Source organism: Tenacibaculum sediminilitoris (genome assembly GCF_964513795.1).
In the GTDB taxonomy this organism is placed as follows: Bacteria; Bacteroidota; Bacteroidia; order Flavobacteriales; family Flavobacteriaceae; genus Polaribacter; species Polaribacter sediminilitoris.
Genome location: NZ_CAZEQR010000011.1, coordinates 44087 through 60942, shown reverse-complemented (window position 1 = coordinate 60942; position 16856 = coordinate 44087). Strand labels below are relative to the sequence as shown.

Here is a 16856-nt window from a genome sequence, read left to right as displayed (position 1 = left end):
TTTTTTAAAAAAAGGTACCAGAAAGACTTTCGAATACCTGAAAGCAAACCGAGAATAATTAATTTAAAATTTTGGTGGCTGGAAGATTCCTTTTAAATATGAAAAGTTATATGTGTTCTGATAAAAATCAATTGCTTTTCTTATCTCAAAAAAAGGGACGATATCAAAGTGATATTCTACAGGAATAAATTCCGCGGTAACTGTAATTACATTACAATGATGGTGATGTTCTTTGTTTTTTTCTTCTTCTGTATCGTTTTGATGATGTTCTTCTTGATGTAGCTCATTTAACACATCATGATGCGCTTCAGATTCAGCTACAAAAACCACAGCATCAGTATGTGCCTGTAAAGGAGGCACAATTAATAGTAAGGCTAATAGTATGACACCTATTTTTTTCAATATTCAATTTTATGTTTACAAAAGTATAAAATTTCTAAAAATTACTCTTCTCCTAACCTATCTTTAACATACTCAATTTTTGTTTTACCATGTCCATAAGGCTTCCCCTCTTCATCCAAGCTTACCATGATAATTTTATCTATCGCTATAATTGTTTTTCTAGTTATCTTGTTACGTACTTCACAACTTAATGTGATAGAGGTTCTTCCAAACTTTATTACTTCAATACCAATTTCAATAATGTCTCCTTGCTTTGCCGAACTTACAAAATCTATTTCAGACATAAACTTGGTAACTGTTCTTGGTATCTCTAATTGAATAATTGCATACAGCGCTACTTCTTCATCAATCCATTGTAATAATCGCCCTCCAAAAAGTGTTCCGTTAGGGTTTAGGTCTTCTGGTTTTACCCATTTACGTGTGTGAAATCTCATCGTATTTATTGTTCTATATTTTTAGCTTCAAAAGCTACTAAATCGTTATTTACAAAGGTAAAAGTTATTTGTATAGGTTTACAACATACTTCACAGTCTTCTACATAAGTTTCGGATGTGCTAGCGTCCAACAACATGGAAATTTCTTTCCAACAATGCGGACATTGAAAAAAATGCTCATACATCATATTTTACCATAGTATTTTCTAACAAACCACTCTATTGACAATAAAATTATAATCAATAATAATAACCATTTCCAGTCTACTAAGCTTTGTTTCTTGGTAATAGACTTTTGTGTGGTATAAAAAGATGCATCATTATAAATATTTTTTAATAAATCATCAACTTTATCAACATAAGCAACAGTTCCGTTTGTTTTTGATGCTAGTTTTTCTAACTTCTTAAAATTAGCATTAGTGAATTGTTCTTCAATTTGATATTTTTCAATATTAAACCTCCCTGAACTGCTTATATTTTGGTCCTTTACAGTTACTGTATATGAGTATTCTCCTGAGGCCAACCCTTCAACTGAAACTTGATATGAGTTATTAAATAAGGAAAACGGAATACTCTTTTTGTCCTTTGTTTCTAAGTTAGTTACTGTTAATTCTAAAGACGCTCTGCTATCAAATTGGTAGTTTTTATCAACATAAAATGCACTTATGGTTATGGGTTCATTAGCTGCATACAAACGTTGCGCTTTTACATCTAAACGTCTTCTCTTTTTAGTCGATGCTAAATACTGAACCAGGTTTCCAACAAACGTATCAAAACTTTCAAAATTTTTCTCTTTTAAATAACTTGCTGCTCTCCATTTCCAAACACCTTCACCAAAAAGCAGTGCGTATTTTTTATCATTTCCTTCAAAGGTTGACAATAAAGGTTGCGTAGTTTCTATTCCTGCATATTTCTGATATAATAAGCTTTGAGATTCTTTTTTTATTTGTACTTCTCCAAACTTATCTTTTAACGGGGGAAGTTGATCAAACCCTATATCTTCTTGGTAAAAAGTTAAAAAATCTGGATTGTAAACAGCTATATATTCTTCTTCTTGATTAATGGCTCTTTTTTGAATCCCTAAATTTTGACTATTCAAAAAGTTCCAATCTGTTTTAGTTCCTGAAATCAGTAAAAAATTAGATTGTATTTTTTCTAAAGTACTTTTAAAATAACTGTTAGGCTGATACAAAACAAAAAACTGATATGCATCTAAATCTATGTTCCTATCTTGTATCAAAGCAATATCCACTTTTCGTTGTTTATTGCTCTCAATCGCTTTTTTAAGCGCTCCTAAATCTGGATGCAAAAAAGAACTTAGTAGTAAAACGTTGGTTTGCTCATCTAAAACTTCTACTGAAAAGCTTTTATAATTATTCTTCGTGTTTTTTTCATTCTTTATATTACTTACCGAAGCGGTGTAATAGTGTATCCCTTTAGTATTAGACACTAAATTAGCAGTAACTGTTTGTACAGGGTTTTCAGGTGAAAAGCGTAGTTTTTTTGAAAACACTCTATTTCCATTTCTTACAATTGAAAAAGTAGTATTAACAGTTTCTTTTCCTTCATAATACAACAATGTTTCTACAGGAAACTTATTCTTTATATAACTATATTTATTAACGTTTAATTGTGAAATTTGAATATCTTGGTACTGAATTGTATCTCCTATAACTACAGGATATGTTTTATTTTTTGCTGATAAAAACTCGTAATCATTTCCTTGAGTTTGATTTCCATCTGTTATTAAAATAGTAGCAGCTTTTTTATCTTCATTCAACTCATTAACAGCATTAATTGCTTTTGAAATATCTGTTTGCGTTTCTTTAAAAGACAAACTGTCTAATACCTGAATATTATTCCCAAACGAAAAATACTCTACGTCAAATTTATCTTGGAGTTCTTGATTATTTTTAATTTTTGATACTAATTCTTGAACCTTTTTTTCTTCTTTAAAAAATTGAGTAGATAATGAGTTATCTACCAATACAGACAATACAGGTTTTATATTTTCTGTTTCAATGGTTGTTATCTTCGGATTGATGAGTAGCAATCCAATTAAAAAAAGACTCAGTGCTTTTAAACTAAAAAGTAAGATATGTACTTTCGGAGTTTTTTTTACTTTATAAAAATATTGAAAAAAAGCAATGATTACGCTTATTAAAACGGCTAATACAATGTAAATTATAGTTGTTGACTCCACTCAGCTTATTTTAGTATGTGAAGATAAAAATATCTAACAAATAAAATGAGATTTCTTCTTTTTCATTTATGACCTTAATCATAAAAAACTAGTTATCAAACAAATACCCTTGTAAAAATTATTATTTATGGTTACTCTAATATTTTATTGTTTTTTATTTACTTATGACGTAGTTGTTGGTTTAGGCTTTGCCTCAAACATTCTAAAAAAGAGCATAGAAGCTATATTACGTGCTCTCTCTTTAGCTTCATCCGCTTTTGTTCCGTAAAAAAGTTCATCAACCGTTTCAAACCATAATTGCAACCAGCGACCAAAGTGTTCCTGATAAATAGAATATTCAAAATCTCTATCTACATCTTTGTGTGCTTTCATCGGGTTTCCTTTAAATTTTCTAACAAAAAACAAATTCGTTTCCCAAAAATCGGTGAGTTTTTGTAAATGACTTTCCCAAGTTTCTTCTGAGATTGTTTTTAAAAATATAGGTCCTATAAAATCATCCTTTCTAATTTTATCATTATAAAAAGTTGATACTAGTTTATACAGATCTTCTCTATTTTCAATATCTCTTTTATCCATTTACAAATCGTTGTTCAAATCCACAACAAAGGTATGTTTTTATGCTTGTCGCAATTTATGACTTAAATCATAAAAATTAATAGATTTATGGAATTCCGTAAAAATTTGTACACCCCTTGTAGTAAGTTTGTTGGAATTGTATAATTAATTAACAAATAACAACAACTCGTTAATAACTTTACCTTTAGATAAAGTATCAGTTTTATTATATTTGAAAACGTATAAAAATTGCTAAAAGTTCCGCTTATCCTACCATTAAGAGAATATAACAGTAATTTTATTACGTATATAAACAAGTTGTGCAACATATGAACAAACCTATGAAATACATATTATTACTCGGAATTCTGATTTCATTTTCCGGAACAAATCTTATCGCTCAATCGACTTCTGACAGCCTGAAACCAAAAATGAAAATGGTTAAAGAAGTCATCTACAAACCAGAGAATGGCGAATTAAAAAGTCGAGAAAATCTATTTGACTCAAACATAAGTTCATATATGATTTTTGATAAAAATGAGAAAGTAATAGAAAACGGACAATATGAAAGAGACGGTTCGCTTTACGAAAAAACTATTTATGAAAGAAATGAAGATGGAGTTGCTCAGAAAGCTATGAAGAAAAATTCATCAGATGAATTAAAAAGCTATTGGACTTATGAGTATAATTCCAACGACAATATGATTGCTGTTAAAACTTATGATTTAGACAACAATCTGACAAATATCCAATCGAACAAATATGATGAAAACGGAAATAACGTTGAGATGCTTCTTAAAAGACCAGGAAATGAAAGCGGTTGGAAATATATTTACAAATACAATTTTGACAACAAAAAAATTGAGCAGTTCAGATATAAACCTGATGGCAGTCTAAAAGACAGACGAACATACTCATACGATAAAGACGGAAATGAAAATTTACAATTTAAATTCAATCCTGATGGGAGTTTTATGAAGTTCGTTTCCGAATATGACGAAATGAATAATATGACTATTCAAAATTGGTTCAATGAAGAAGATGAACGAACACACCAAACTTCTTTCGAATATGTATATGACAAAAATGGGAATTGGATTTCTAAAAGAAGAAGTTCCAATGGAGAATTAGGAATGGTTTGGGAAAGACAAATTGAATATTACGAATAAAAAAATACGTTGCACAACAATGGCTATAAGTAATTGCTTGTTCTCGCCTACTTCTGAAAATCCTATCGGATTTTCAGCTTGGTGTGTACTTGCAAAGTTAAGTGCTAACCCACGCAACTACTCATAGCCGTGACCGTTGGCGGTAAGCTGAAAAAAATGACAGATAAAGAGAAAATACTGAATGAAGTTTGTGATTTTTTTATCGCTTCAAATGATTTTAATGGAATCCCAATAACAACTTTAGCGGAAAAAACTGGAATAGAATACTCTGAAACAATTGATATTTTGAAGGAATTGACCAAAGATGGTTTAGTATCAAATCAAGATACTATAAATCCTCACATTATTGGACTTGGACATTACAAAACAGAATATCAACTTTCTGTATTAGAAAAAGCAAAAGAGAACAAAACAAAAAAGATTGATAGTATTGGAGAAATAAACATAGTTTTTGACTCACATTTAATTTGTGTTTATCCTTCGGAAAAACATCTACAAAAAACTAGAGATACATCTTCATTTTCTCAAAAACCATATTCAAAAAAACTTGCTCTTGGAGAAGCTCAATTAAAACCTGTTTTTTTTGAAATAGAAGTTTTAGACAAGTACTTCAAAGACCCAAGATATAGTTTTGAATTTCAAGATTATTCTGGTCAGATAAGTTGTGATTATGATGAAAATGAGCAACCTCTATTAGAAAAAGAAGAAGACCAAATTTTTCTAAAAACTTTTGGACTTGGAGTTGATAAAAATTTAGAAAGAGTAGCTGTTGTATATCTAAGATATTTAAGTGGCTTAACATCTGAACATCAACTATACTGGAAAAGTAAAGAAATTAAAAGTGGCTGTCAAATGCTAGAGGAATATTATGTAAATACAATTGAAGGTAATTGGACTTCATCATATTCAATTTTCTCAGCATTCATTGCTGAACATAATTTGATTAACGAAATTTCCAAATCTATTTCTAAAGAAAGTCTATTTAATAAAACATTTGAAAAAGGAAATAGACCAAAAGAATTTACTTTTTTCTTTATGCCAACTTTAGAGAATTATCATAAGTTCATCTCTTTATTGGATAAAATGTTGTCTGACAATATAAGTCGAAAATTTTTCAAAGATAAAATAGAATTGTTTGAACTCATTGAGTTAGAAACTGGACAAGTAGAAAGGAAAAATAAAGGAACTTTAAGGCTATTAGAGGAATGGATTAGACAGAACTATAATCATCCTGATGATAAATTATTTGATGATATTTTTAAACCAATAAGAAAAGTCAGAAAGGAAAGGCAAAGTCCAGCTCATAAGATAAATAACAACATTTACGATAAAAAATTTAACAAAAAACAAACGGACTTACTGAAAGAACTATATAAATCATTGAAGTTATTAAGAATGATTTTACAACAACATCCTGAATCTAAAGAAATTGAAATTCCAAAATGGTTAGAGGAAGGAAAAATAAAAATATTCTAATAAAAGCCTACTGCCAACAATGTGTGTAATTCATTGCTAGTCAGAGCCTACTTACGAAAGTCCTCGCTGACTTTCTATTTGTGATTTATTTACTAAGTTAGTTGCTGAAACACGCAACGAAATCATACACGATACCGTTGGCGGTAATTAAAACAAATTAAAAAATGAGAAATCACATAATTAAATTTTCAGTACTAGTATTCTTATTTTTATTAATTGCTTGCAAAGCTGAGAAATCGAAGACAAAAGAGAATGATTCTTTACCTGAAGATAGCCCTTATCTTGGTCAAAAACCGCCTGGTTTTATTCCTCAACCTTTCGCTCCTGGTATCATAACCACACCTAATTGGGAATATAGTGGCGTCTTCAGTCCAGATATGGAAGAATTTTATTTCCTCAGAGAAGTTGCAGATGTTGAAGGAAATAAAGAACAAGAGTTTGTTGTTTTTAAGAATGATAGCAACAAATGGCATGAGACGGTTATATCTTCACGCAAAGGACAGCCCTTTGTCTCTCCAAATGGTAAAACTATTCATTTGGGAAAGCGGTATATGGAACGAAATAAAAATGATGAATGGTCAGAAGTGAAAAGTCTTGATACCCCTTTCAAAGACTTACCTATAATGCGCCTTACGGCTTCATCAAAAGGGACATATTTTTTTGATGAATTCAAACAGGATTTTACTGGCGATATTCGATATTCAAGATTAATAGATGGTAAATACGAACAACCGAAATTGCTCAGTGAAAAAATCAATACTGGAAAAAGTTTTCACCCTTTCATAGCACCAGATGAATCCTACTTGATTTTTGATAGTAATAGAGAAGGCGGATACGGTGATTCTGACCTCTATATTAGTTTTCGTCAACAAAATGATTCTTGGGGAGATCCTATAAATTTAGGAGATAAAATAAATACCAAAGCTTGGGAAGCTTCTGCCAGTGTGACACCAGATGGAAAATACCTTTTCTTCAATAGAATTGTGGGTTCAAAAGAAGATGGAAATGTGGACATATTTTGGGTCGATTCACAAGTTATAGAAAAACTAAGACCTAAATAATAAAAAAATAACACCGCCAACACGATGTATAAGTAATAGCGGTTTAAGTGATAAAACAAAAGTTGAAACATAAAACAAAGATCAGTGCTAAACTGAAAAGTTACTGAGTCGAAATCCGCTTCTACTCATACACAATCCGTTATGTAACATTTCCCTCCCAATTAAAATATGGAACAAATTTACAATTCAGACAAACCAATAACTTTAAAGGACCAAGATAGATTTAACCGTCATAAGTTTTCAAATAGAATAGCTGAAACCATTATTAAAAGAAAAAACGATGATGGTTTAGTAATTGGATTATATGGAATTTGGGGAGAAGGAAAAACTTCGGTTTTGAATATGATTGAAGAAAAATTAAAAGAAAACGAAGACACTCTAATTGCAAAATTTAATCCTTGGCGTTTTAAAGATGAAGACACTTTAATTTTAAATTTTTTCAAAAACATATCTGAAGTTTTAAATAAAGAACTTAATACAAAAACAGAAAAAGTTGGTGCATTTTTAAAAAAATATGGAGGTGTTACAAGTGTATTTAATTTAGACTTATCAAAAGTTGGAGAAACTTTTTCAGACACAGAACTTGAAGAACTAAAGAACAGAATAAATGATTTTTTAGAAGAAAGTGAGAAAGAAATAGTGGTTGTTATCGATGATATTGACAGATTAGATAAACAAGAATTATTTTCATTGTTTAAATTAATAAAACTTACTGGTGATTTTTCAAAAACTTACTATATTTTATCTTTTGATGATGAAATGGTAGCATCTGCAATCGGAGAAAGATATGCGGCTGGAAATGTAAACTCTGGACATAATTTTCTCGAAAAAATAATACAAGTTTCTTTAAGAATTCCTCAAGCCCTATCTAAAGACCTTTTAAACTACACTTTTGACCTTTTAAACAAAATGTTGAGGGAAAATGAAGTTGAATTAACAGAAAATGAAGCTCAACAAATTGGCTCGAAAATATCTAGTAATATCTTAATAAAAATAAAAACGCCAAGATTAGCAATAAGATATGTAAATTCTCTTTCATTTTTAATTCCGCTTTTAAAAGGAGAAGTAAATATGACGGATTTAATCCTTTTTGAAGGAGTGAAAATTTTTTATCCAAAGTACTATGATTTTATAAAATCATCACCTGAATACTTTATTGAATCATATCAAAATAGTTATTCGAACAATAAGGACAATGATAAAATTGAGGAATTCAAAAACAAAATTGAAGAGTTAAATAACGGTTTATCAAAAAAAGAAAGCAAATCTATATTAAGCCTAATAAAGCTTTTGTTTCCATACGTAAGAGAAGCACTCGAAAATTACAGTTATAGGAATCAAAACTTAAATTGGGAAAAAGAAAAAAGAATTGTTTCACCTAAATATTTTAACAGGTATTTCATTTACAGCATTGCCAAGGACGATATTTCAGATATATATTTTGACGAATATATTAGTAATTTAAAAGATAAATCTTTAGATGACATAATAATTGAAACTACCGAAATATTTAAAACAGTAGAACCTTCTGAATATTTAAATAAAATCAGTTTTTATGAAGATGATTTAGATTGGACCTCACGAAAAACAATTATAAATACTATTTGCCACTTTCAAGACAAATTTGAGGGACTAAAAGGCGGGAGTTTTATATTTAGTTTTCATAATCCAAAGTCACAAGCTGCAATTACAATTAGTCGAATATTGTTAAAGCATCCAAAATATTCAGAACGGTTAGAATTTTCTAAATATTTGATGACAGATGAAATACCATTTGAATTTTCAAAAGAATTAATTAGATGGTTTAACGTCGGAAAAACAGAAGAAGAAAAAACAATATATACCTCTGACATACAAACATTGAGCAATATTCTTTTAGACAGAGCTTTAATTGATTGTGAAAAATCCGATTCTAATATTTTTGAGAAGTATGATAATTATATTTTCTTATTATTAGAAACTTGGTTTGTAAGAAGCCCAAAAGAATTAGAAGCTTATATTGACAAAATTGTTGAAAAGAATCCAAAATTCACTGAAACTATAATTGACTCACTAACACCAACTATTTATAGCTCTTCTAATCCACAACCCTACAAAATTGATTTCAAAAAAGAAAGTTATGAATTATTGAAAAAATATTATGATATCGAAAAATTCAAATCAATTCTAATTTCTCAATACTCTACAGTGATAAATGAAGAAGAGGCTCAGTTTTTTGACCACGATGAAGGACAGACTAAAATAAATGCTATGAGACAATTTATACATTGGTATAATTTAGAGTCAAAAACAGATTAAATAAAAAAAACGTTACATAACAATGGCTATAAGTAATTGCTTGTTCTCGCCTACTTCTTAAAATCTTCGCGGATTTTATATTCAGTAATTATTTACTAAATTAGGTGCTTAAACGCACCATTAATTATACACAAACATGTTAGCTGCAAGTAAAACAAACGGAAATGCCAAAACCGAAACCGAAAAAAGAACTGTTGGAATTGAGTCAAGCGAATTATAGAAAACTATTGGAACTCGTTAACTCTTATTCAAATTCTGAAGTCGAAATGGAATTTCCAGTTGGAACTTTAAATCGAAATATAAAGGATGTTTTGGCACATTTACATAAATGGCATTTAATGGTATTGTGTTGGTACAACGTTGGAATGAAAGGCAAAAAACCAGATATGCCCGCAAAAGGGCATACTTGGAGAACTTTACCGAAATTGAACCAAGAAATTTGGGTAAAATATAAGGATATTGAACTCAAAGAAGCTAAAGAATTATTAGGTGAATCATACAAACGAACCCAAAACGTAATAAAGCAACATTCAGACAAAGAATTGTTTGAAAAAAATATACAAATAAGCAGGTTTAACTTCGCTTGGAGCATATCTAACCTAGAACACTTCAAGTCATTACGATTGGGCAATCAAACTTATTAAAAATCAATGAAATAATGATGAAATACGGATACACAATAATTTATGTTGATAACGTAAAAGAAACGATTGGATTTTACGAAAAGGCATTTGGGTTTCAGCAAAAATTATTGACACCTGAAAATGATTATGGGGAATTAATTTCAGGGGAAACGACCATTGCATTTGCATCAATTGAAGTAGGGAACTCAAATTTCAAAAGCGGATTTGAAAAAGCGAAAAGAACAGAAAGACCATTCGGTGTGGAAATGGCATTTGTAACTGAAAATATAGAATCCGACTTTGAAAAAGCGATTGAAATGGGAGCGGTTGAGTTTGAACCTTTGACCGAAAAACCTTGGGGACAAAAAATTGGTTATCTAAGAGATAACAACGGATTTTTAATAGAGATTTGTACTCCCGTAAAAACAGATAAATAAACTACCAGCAGCTAACAATGTATAAGATAGGACAGGCTCGTACCTCGCCCACTCTGCTTATACAAAAGCGTTATATGCCATTAGGGGAAAACTGTAACAAATACCCATTACATCTTCAAACACCAATGGAATCAACATCTCCTAAGATTTTGGTAATTTTTTATGTGACCTTAATTATTCCTTCGCTAATGATCTTTTTATCCGTTTTTCTTAAAACACAAATTAATAAATGGTTGAATATTTGTATTGCCTCCTTATATGCAAGTATGGCCATTTTAATTATCATTTCTACTTTTGGTAGTGAATGGCACGCATTTTATATTTTATTCAATCTAATAGAAGTTTTTATTTTTGCAATGATTATTTAAGTAGTGTAATGGTACCTGTAACAGGAAGTCGTGATAATCTCTAAATTTATAATTTCATATTTAAACAAACACAAATAGTCTATGAGTGCAAACAAAGAACAAAAGCAATTGATTAAAACCGCAAGAACAACCGGCGTGTGGTATTTAATGATGGCCATTTCAGGGATTTTAGGTTTCATGGTATTTCATTCTCAAATATTTGCTTCTGACAATCCTGAACAAACATTAACGAATTTAATTGAGTTAGAATCTACAGCAAGAATTAGGTTGTTTTTGGAGTTTGCTATTGTAATATCTCAAGCACTTACCGCAGTTTGGTTTTTCAAATTATTTAAAGAAAATTATGAATGGGAAGCTTGGACTCTGGGTATATGGGGAATGGTGAATGCTTTAGCCATTATGATAAGTGCAATTTCAATAGCCTCCGCAATAGATATTGCAAATTCTGATGTAATCGCTATGAAAGACAAAGTTGTACTAATACAAGTTTGTCAAAATATAATTTCAAATTCTTGGGGTATTGGCGGTCTTTTCTTCGGGCTTTGGCTGTTTCCAATGGGATACATAGTAATCAAATCTAAAAGAATGCCTATCTGGTTAGGGAGAGTTATTATTTTAGGAGGTATAGGCTATCTAATTACCACCGTTATCCAATATACAGGAATTGATTTTGGCTTCAATAGTTTTCTTATTCTACCCGCAACCATTGGAGAATTTTGGATGATCGGTTATTTATTAATTTTTGGGATAAGACCCAGTAATAGGTAAAATTAAGCGACCGAAAAAGAAAGACAATTAGATATTTAACATTAGAATAATTATTAAACTAAAAAATAGATTAAAAAAATTGAATATGATTTTCTAAGAACGTCTTGACTTTTGTAAGATTTGTCAAAATAGACACATTGACTTTAAAACTGTATTAGTTTGTTCTTTAACTAATGAGAAACCTCAATTTGAGAATAGTTGTGTTGATATAAAACATAACATAGCTTTTTTAACTTAAGAAATACTTAAATTTTATTGTTTTTGTACAAAATAAGTACTGAAAAAGTAAGTCAGTGACCTACTTTTAGTAAGTCACTGACTTACTTGTTTCTGTTTTTTTATGTTTTACTTTGAATTCAAGTAACGGTACATTAGGTTTTTATACTAAAATGTTAAAAAAACTCAGGGTTTTCCCCAAGAGATACTCGCTACAAATAGGGATATCCCTGATTATATAAAAAACGAGTAGCACTTACCTTTGTACAAAAAGGTTAAAGAATTTTAATTTAATATATGAAAATGAGAAAAATTACTAAGATTATTGCACTAGTTGCTTTGTGCACATCGGCACTCCACGCACAAGAAAAAGAAGTTGATTGCAATTTCAACATCAACAGAGCTTATTATCATTTGGAGGGAAAAAAACTCTTTAAAAAAGACAAACAAAAAGCTATTGAATACCTAACCCCTTGTGTAGCAAATGAAAACCCTGTGGCACAACTCATGATGGGACGTGTTTTGCTAAAGGAAGCCACAGAAGAAAGCTATACAAAAGCTTTTAAGCTAATTAAAGCAGCTGCAAAACAAAACAATGCTATTGCAGCTACTGATTTAGGAATACTGTATAAGTATGGTAGAGGATGTAAACTCAACTACAACAAAGCCAGAAAATGGTTTAAAAAAGGACATGAGCTAGGAAATACCAAAGCCACTTATTTATTAGGTTACTTATATTTAAAAGGTTTTGGAAACATACAGCAAGACTATACCAAAGCCGTTCATTGGTTTGAAAAGAGTGACTACCCTATGGCGAAGTATTGGTTAGGCGTTTGTTACTACCATGGCTATGGAGTAGATAAAAATATAGCCAAAGCAAATGAGCTATTAAACACCAACCTTTATATAGCAACAGCAACGAACATAAGTGAAGCATCCCAAACCTCAGAAGTGGTAAACGTAGAGGAAATTAAGCAAGTTATAGCTAAAGAAGAGACAGCCACATCAGTAAAAGTTACCAAACAGCAACTTGATGGAGTTTGGGAAGGAGATTTATTATTCTTTGATTGGTCAGCGACACATATCGAAAACAAAATACCTTTTCAAATTACAGCAAAATATGACACAGAGAGTGATGTGCTACATATAGCTACTACCATTGCTGATAAAAAACAAAATGTAGACTTTACTAAATTAGATAACAGTCTTTACTTTAATAATTTTACTGCTCAATTACCACATAGATCATTTAGTAAAAATATTCCGGATGTTTTAGCACATCAATTACTTTCTTCTGATGTTTCTATCAAACAATTAAATTCAGAAACTTACTTAACAGGAAGTTTAGAAACCTATGTAAATGCATGGAAAGAATCAGGAGTGCCTATCCGCTTTGTCTTAAAAAAGAAAAAGAAATTAGAAAACTCAGAAGAAGAACTTTCAGAAGAAGCCTTAGCAGCACTTTCAAAACAAGAAGATAGTTTTATAAAACTATATCCTAATCCCTTTGAGAAAGATGTAATTGTATCGTATTCATTAGAACAGCCAACAAACACAAAGGTTACCATAACGAATATGGATGGATCACGAAAAAAAGTAATTAAACCACTCCAAGCCCAAGAAGTAGGAAGTTATCAGTACTATGTTGAAGGAGCTAATTTACCAAAAGGAATGTATGTTGTAACAGTATTGTTAGGGCAAGAAAGAAAAACAAGAATTATCATAAAAAAATAATTGCTAAAAGAAAAAACAAATGAAAAAAATATACATACAACTATTATTCATACTCCTTGTAGTATGTACTCATAGCATACAAGCCCAAACACTACAAACGGTAGATGGAGATGAGTTTTTAACGAATCCTGATGGTACCTATACCGAATTAAAACCCATTTTATCAAAAGGTTGTGGTTGTGAAGTACCTGATTTAGATTTTAATTTGGGGAATTCTTTTGATGCTGCTGTAGCTAACGAAAATTATATTAGAAGAGCAGCAGAAAAAAAAGCAAGAGAATGGTACGACCGACAAAAAGTAATTATAGAAGATTTTTTAGAAAACAAATACCACAGACAGTTTTCATCATTTAATGAAGCAAAAGACTATGCCTTTTTAGCTTTTGAAGCTCTTAATAGAACCACATACGTCAACCCTATTGTTAGTGCTAAACGTAATGATGTACGACGAAGAACAGCTGAAAGAAAGATACATATCAAAGGGTTAAAAGCCCTAAAAATAAGAGAGCTTGAAGTTAAAGGAGGGAATATTAACAACTCATTATATCCAGATTTTGAAGTTAACGGAACTCCTTTAAAAAATTTAAAAAGTACTGCTGATGTAACCAATGCGTATAACAACCTATTAAATCAGTTTATAGACAATAAGTGGAAAGAGTTTGAAAGTGGATATATCACTAAAATCTTAGGAGTTTCTTTGAATACTAAGGTTTTAAAAACAAAGAATAGCTACTATGGAAGTTTAGGCACTTGGGATAAGTTAGACTTTATGCAGTTTATTATTCATTATGAGTCGATTATAAACAGACCTACACCAATTCCTTGGAGTGAGAGAGAAATTAAACTTTTTAATAAGTATTTAAATAAAGCCAATACTGTAACAGCTACCTATGTAGAAAACTACATCAATGCGAACAAAAACAACGAACTCTCCTTATTTCATCCAAGATATTGGGAAATAATTTGGAAAAGAGATTATAATAGTAATCCTTTTGCCATTTCCGAAGCAAAAAGAAAACACCAACGGTTAAAAGAAAGAGAGCTTCGTATACTTATTCATAGTATTTCTATAAATGCTACATCTACCATAGATTACTTAGTATCATTACTCAAAATAACTGACCAAGATGAGTTACAATGGTTAAACGACCACCCAGAAAAAGGAGATGAGTTTTACAAAAGAATTCAAGATGCGAAGACGGCAGATAAAAACCTGCCTCCACCAACTCCAGGAAAATTAAGTTTTCCTCCTGATTATAATGAACAGTTAGCATTAAGTAGTATTGATAGAGAGCTTGCAGAAGGTGCTGTTGTAGGTGGACTTATTCGTGAATTGGGTATTACCAATAAAAGTCAAAAAGATTGGTTATACGAAAATAGAGCAGAAACCGATAAGTTTATTGTTTTTGCAGATAAGAATAAAGTAAACGACAAAATTACAGAGGAGGCTAAAAAGTTTATTAAAGGGTTAACTGAGGTTAAGCGTCTTCTAGCAGGGAGTTTTGAAATAAAGACAACAGGAAAATACCCTCAAGAACTAGATAGTTGTTGTCCGGGAGGATGTTGCCCTAATGAAACAATTTACAAAGATGATAAGATTATAAAAGAGTATGGAATTCAACCAATTCAAGCGGCAATTGATGGAACATTTAATTTAATTGCTTCGAGTGTTAGTTTGGTAAGAGGTGATGAAGCAATGGGGGGTGTAATTAGAGACATGATGAAAGAACTAGGTTATGATATACCTTTTGATGTTGCAGATGAATATCTTGGTGCTGTTTATAGAATTAGAAAGAGAGATGGTATTCTTATTGTGGAATATAAACCTGGTCTTTTAAGAAGCATGTTAGACGTTGGTCTTGATGCATTAGATATGATTTCTTTCTTGTCTCCAAGTAAAGGAGGAGGTGCTTTCTTGGCGATTAAAGGAGGAGCTATAACAAAAACTAAACTAACCGAATATTTAAGAGTTTTAGCTAAGGGGCAATGGAAAACTGTTAGTGAAAGTATGAGTGATGCAGCCAAAAGTTACCAAGAACTCATAAGTGGTAGAAAATGGAATGAGAGCTTTGTTTTAAACAGTGTCAAGTTTGATGGGCTTAGAAACGGAGTACTTAGTGATGCTAAATCAGGAATGCTTAATTTTGTGAATTCGAATGGTACTTTTAAATCTTTTTTTACAGGAAAAGACGCTATTGTTAGTCAAGCAAGAAGACAAAGAGCAGCAGCAGGTGATTTACCAATAGAATGGCATTTTGAGCACGATAATGTAAGATTAGCATTTGAAAAGTTATTAACACCACTTGGGTTAAATATTAAATTTACACATACACGTAGATAATGAAAGATAATAGTATTCAACAAATAACAATTACATGGGGTTTCAGGAAGCAAACACTTAAAGAATGTACGGAAGAATTAATAATTTTTCTAGAACGTTTAAAAGAATTTGACAACCGCTTGAACACTTGGTATAAAACAAGTTCTAGTAAAAAAGAAGCCTTGAAAGATAAAGTAGTTATTGAATATGATTATATAAAAAAAATGTTTTGTGAAAAATGTGCAGACGATGAATATCCTGAGTATTCATTTAACCTAAGTCTATGGAATGGTAATGCTATTGAATTATTATCTTATAGTATATTTTTTACAATTGGAGGTTCTAAAGTCGGTAATAATATGGTTCAATTTACCTTCCCTAAAGAAGGGGAGCTATACGAGTGTTATAGTATTAGAGAAAATTGGGAGAAACTTTTAGAATTATTTATTAATCACTGGAAGCCAAACCAATATTATAATTTTAAAGATAACTTAATAGAATTGTAAATTATTAAATAGGGATACTATTTTCAAGTATCCCTATTTAATAATCAATAAAAACAAGAAGTTCAATAATTATGAAAAAGCCATTAATAATAGGTATTATAAATTTAGTATTAACCTTACTACTTTTTATATTGTTAATATCTTTCGGTAAAGAAGAGAATCTTTTTTTATTGCTGCTAATTTTTTTGCTAATTCTATTAGGAATAATTTTAACTGCTCTAGGTTGGTTAGTAAGTTTTAAATACTTAAAAAGTAAGTCAATTTCGAGAACCGCTTTTTTGTTTAG

General features: G+C 30.5%; 16 protein-coding genes. 11 read left to right on the top strand and 5 right to left on the bottom strand.

The window, feature by feature from the left end:
- Nucleotides 1-63: 63 nt before the first annotated feature.
- The 5 genes from ACKTSW_RS04075 to ACKTSW_RS04055 all read right to left on the bottom strand — a co-directional run bounded on the left by ACKTSW_RS04075 (nucleotide 64) and on the right by ACKTSW_RS04055 (nucleotide 3615).
- Complete coding sequence (locus ACKTSW_RS04075) at nucleotides 64-402, bottom strand: hypothetical protein (RefSeq protein WP_408023999.1); 339 nt, start codon at nucleotides 400-402, stop codon at nucleotides 64-66.
- A 41-nt stretch (nucleotides 403-443) separates the two neighbouring features.
- Nucleotides 444-836 (bottom strand): acyl-CoA thioesterase, encoded by a 393-nt coding sequence (locus tag ACKTSW_RS04070; RefSeq protein WP_408023998.1) that lies wholly within the window; start codon nucleotides 834-836, stop codon nucleotides 444-446.
- A 5-nt stretch (nucleotides 837-841) separates the two neighbouring features.
- Complete coding sequence (locus ACKTSW_RS04065; RefSeq protein ID WP_408024271.1) at nucleotides 842-1021, bottom strand: CPXCG motif-containing cysteine-rich protein; 180 nt, start codon at nucleotides 1019-1021, stop codon at nucleotides 842-844.
- Nucleotides 1021-3039, bottom strand: a complete 2019-nt coding sequence (locus ACKTSW_RS04060) for a VWA domain-containing protein (protein WP_408023997.1) — start codon at nucleotides 3037-3039, stop codon at nucleotides 1021-1023. The genes ACKTSW_RS04065 and ACKTSW_RS04060 overlap by 1 nt, the downstream gene beginning before the upstream one ends.
- Before the next feature lie 162 nt (nucleotides 3040-3201).
- Nucleotides 3202-3615 carry a group III truncated hemoglobin gene (locus ACKTSW_RS04055; RefSeq protein WP_408023996.1) on the bottom strand — a complete coding sequence of 138 codons (414 nt, stop codon included), beginning with the start codon at nucleotides 3613-3615 and terminating at the stop codon, nucleotides 3202-3204.
- A gap of 410 nt (nucleotides 3616-4025) precedes the next feature.
- Here ACKTSW_RS04055 and ACKTSW_RS04050 point away from each other — a divergent pair, with 410 nt between their 5' ends.
- The 11 genes from ACKTSW_RS04050 (at nucleotide 4026) to ACKTSW_RS04000 (ending at nucleotide 16570) form a co-directional block, all read left to right on the top strand.
- Nucleotides 4026-4763: a hypothetical protein gene (locus tag ACKTSW_RS04050; RefSeq protein ID WP_408023995.1), complete on the top strand. Its 738-nt coding sequence runs from the start codon at nucleotides 4026-4028 to the stop codon at nucleotides 4761-4763.
- Between the two features lie 156 nt (nucleotides 4764-4919).
- The gene (locus tag ACKTSW_RS04045) at nucleotides 4920-6239 is read left to right on the top strand and encodes a hypothetical protein (RefSeq protein ID WP_408023994.1); all 1320 of its coding nucleotides are present in this window, start codon (nucleotides 4920-4922) and stop codon (nucleotides 6237-6239) included.
- Between the two features lie 164 nt (nucleotides 6240-6403).
- Entirely contained in the window at nucleotides 6404-7300 is an 897-nt protein-coding gene (locus ACKTSW_RS04040; RefSeq protein WP_408023993.1) for a TolB family protein, read from the top strand.
- A 168-nt stretch (nucleotides 7301-7468) separates the two neighbouring features.
- Nucleotides 7469-9598 (top strand): KAP family P-loop NTPase fold protein, encoded by a 2130-nt coding sequence (locus tag ACKTSW_RS04035; RefSeq protein WP_408023992.1) that lies wholly within the window; start codon nucleotides 7469-7471, stop codon nucleotides 9596-9598.
- Nucleotides 9599-9762: 164 nt separating this feature from the next.
- Nucleotides 9763-10242 carry a ClbS/DfsB family four-helix bundle protein gene (locus ACKTSW_RS04030; protein WP_408023991.1) on the top strand — a complete coding sequence of 160 codons (480 nt, stop codon included), beginning with the start codon at nucleotides 9763-9765 and terminating at the stop codon, nucleotides 10240-10242.
- A 14-nt stretch (nucleotides 10243-10256) separates the two neighbouring features.
- Nucleotides 10257-10658: a VOC family protein gene (locus tag ACKTSW_RS04025; protein ID WP_408023990.1), complete on the top strand. Its 402-nt coding sequence runs from the start codon at nucleotides 10257-10259 to the stop codon at nucleotides 10656-10658.
- Nucleotides 10659-10732: 74 nt separating this feature from the next.
- The gene (locus tag ACKTSW_RS04020) at nucleotides 10733-11026 is read left to right on the top strand and encodes a hypothetical protein (RefSeq protein ID WP_408023989.1); all 294 of its coding nucleotides are present in this window, start codon (nucleotides 10733-10735) and stop codon (nucleotides 11024-11026) included.
- Nucleotides 11027-11107: 81 nt separating this feature from the next.
- Nucleotides 11108-11794 (top strand): DUF4386 domain-containing protein, encoded by a 687-nt coding sequence (locus ACKTSW_RS04015; protein ID WP_408023988.1) that lies wholly within the window; start codon nucleotides 11108-11110, stop codon nucleotides 11792-11794.
- 519 nt (nucleotides 11795-12313) lie between these two features.
- Nucleotides 12314-13744: a T9SS type A sorting domain-containing protein gene (locus tag ACKTSW_RS04010; RefSeq protein WP_408023987.1), complete on the top strand. Its 1431-nt coding sequence runs from the start codon at nucleotides 12314-12316 to the stop codon at nucleotides 13742-13744.
- Nucleotides 13745-13763: 19 nt separating this feature from the next.
- Nucleotides 13764-16085, top strand: coding sequence for a Tox-REase-5 domain-containing protein (locus ACKTSW_RS04005; protein ID WP_408023986.1), 2322 nt, complete (start codon nucleotides 13764-13766; stop codon nucleotides 16083-16085).
- Nucleotides 16085-16570 carry an Imm52 family immunity protein gene (locus ACKTSW_RS04000; RefSeq protein ID WP_408023985.1) on the top strand — a complete coding sequence of 162 codons (486 nt, stop codon included), beginning with the start codon at nucleotides 16085-16087 and terminating at the stop codon, nucleotides 16568-16570. Before ACKTSW_RS04005 ends, ACKTSW_RS04000 begins: the two co-directional genes overlap by 1 nt.
- Nucleotides 16571-16856 lie beyond the last annotated feature (286 nt).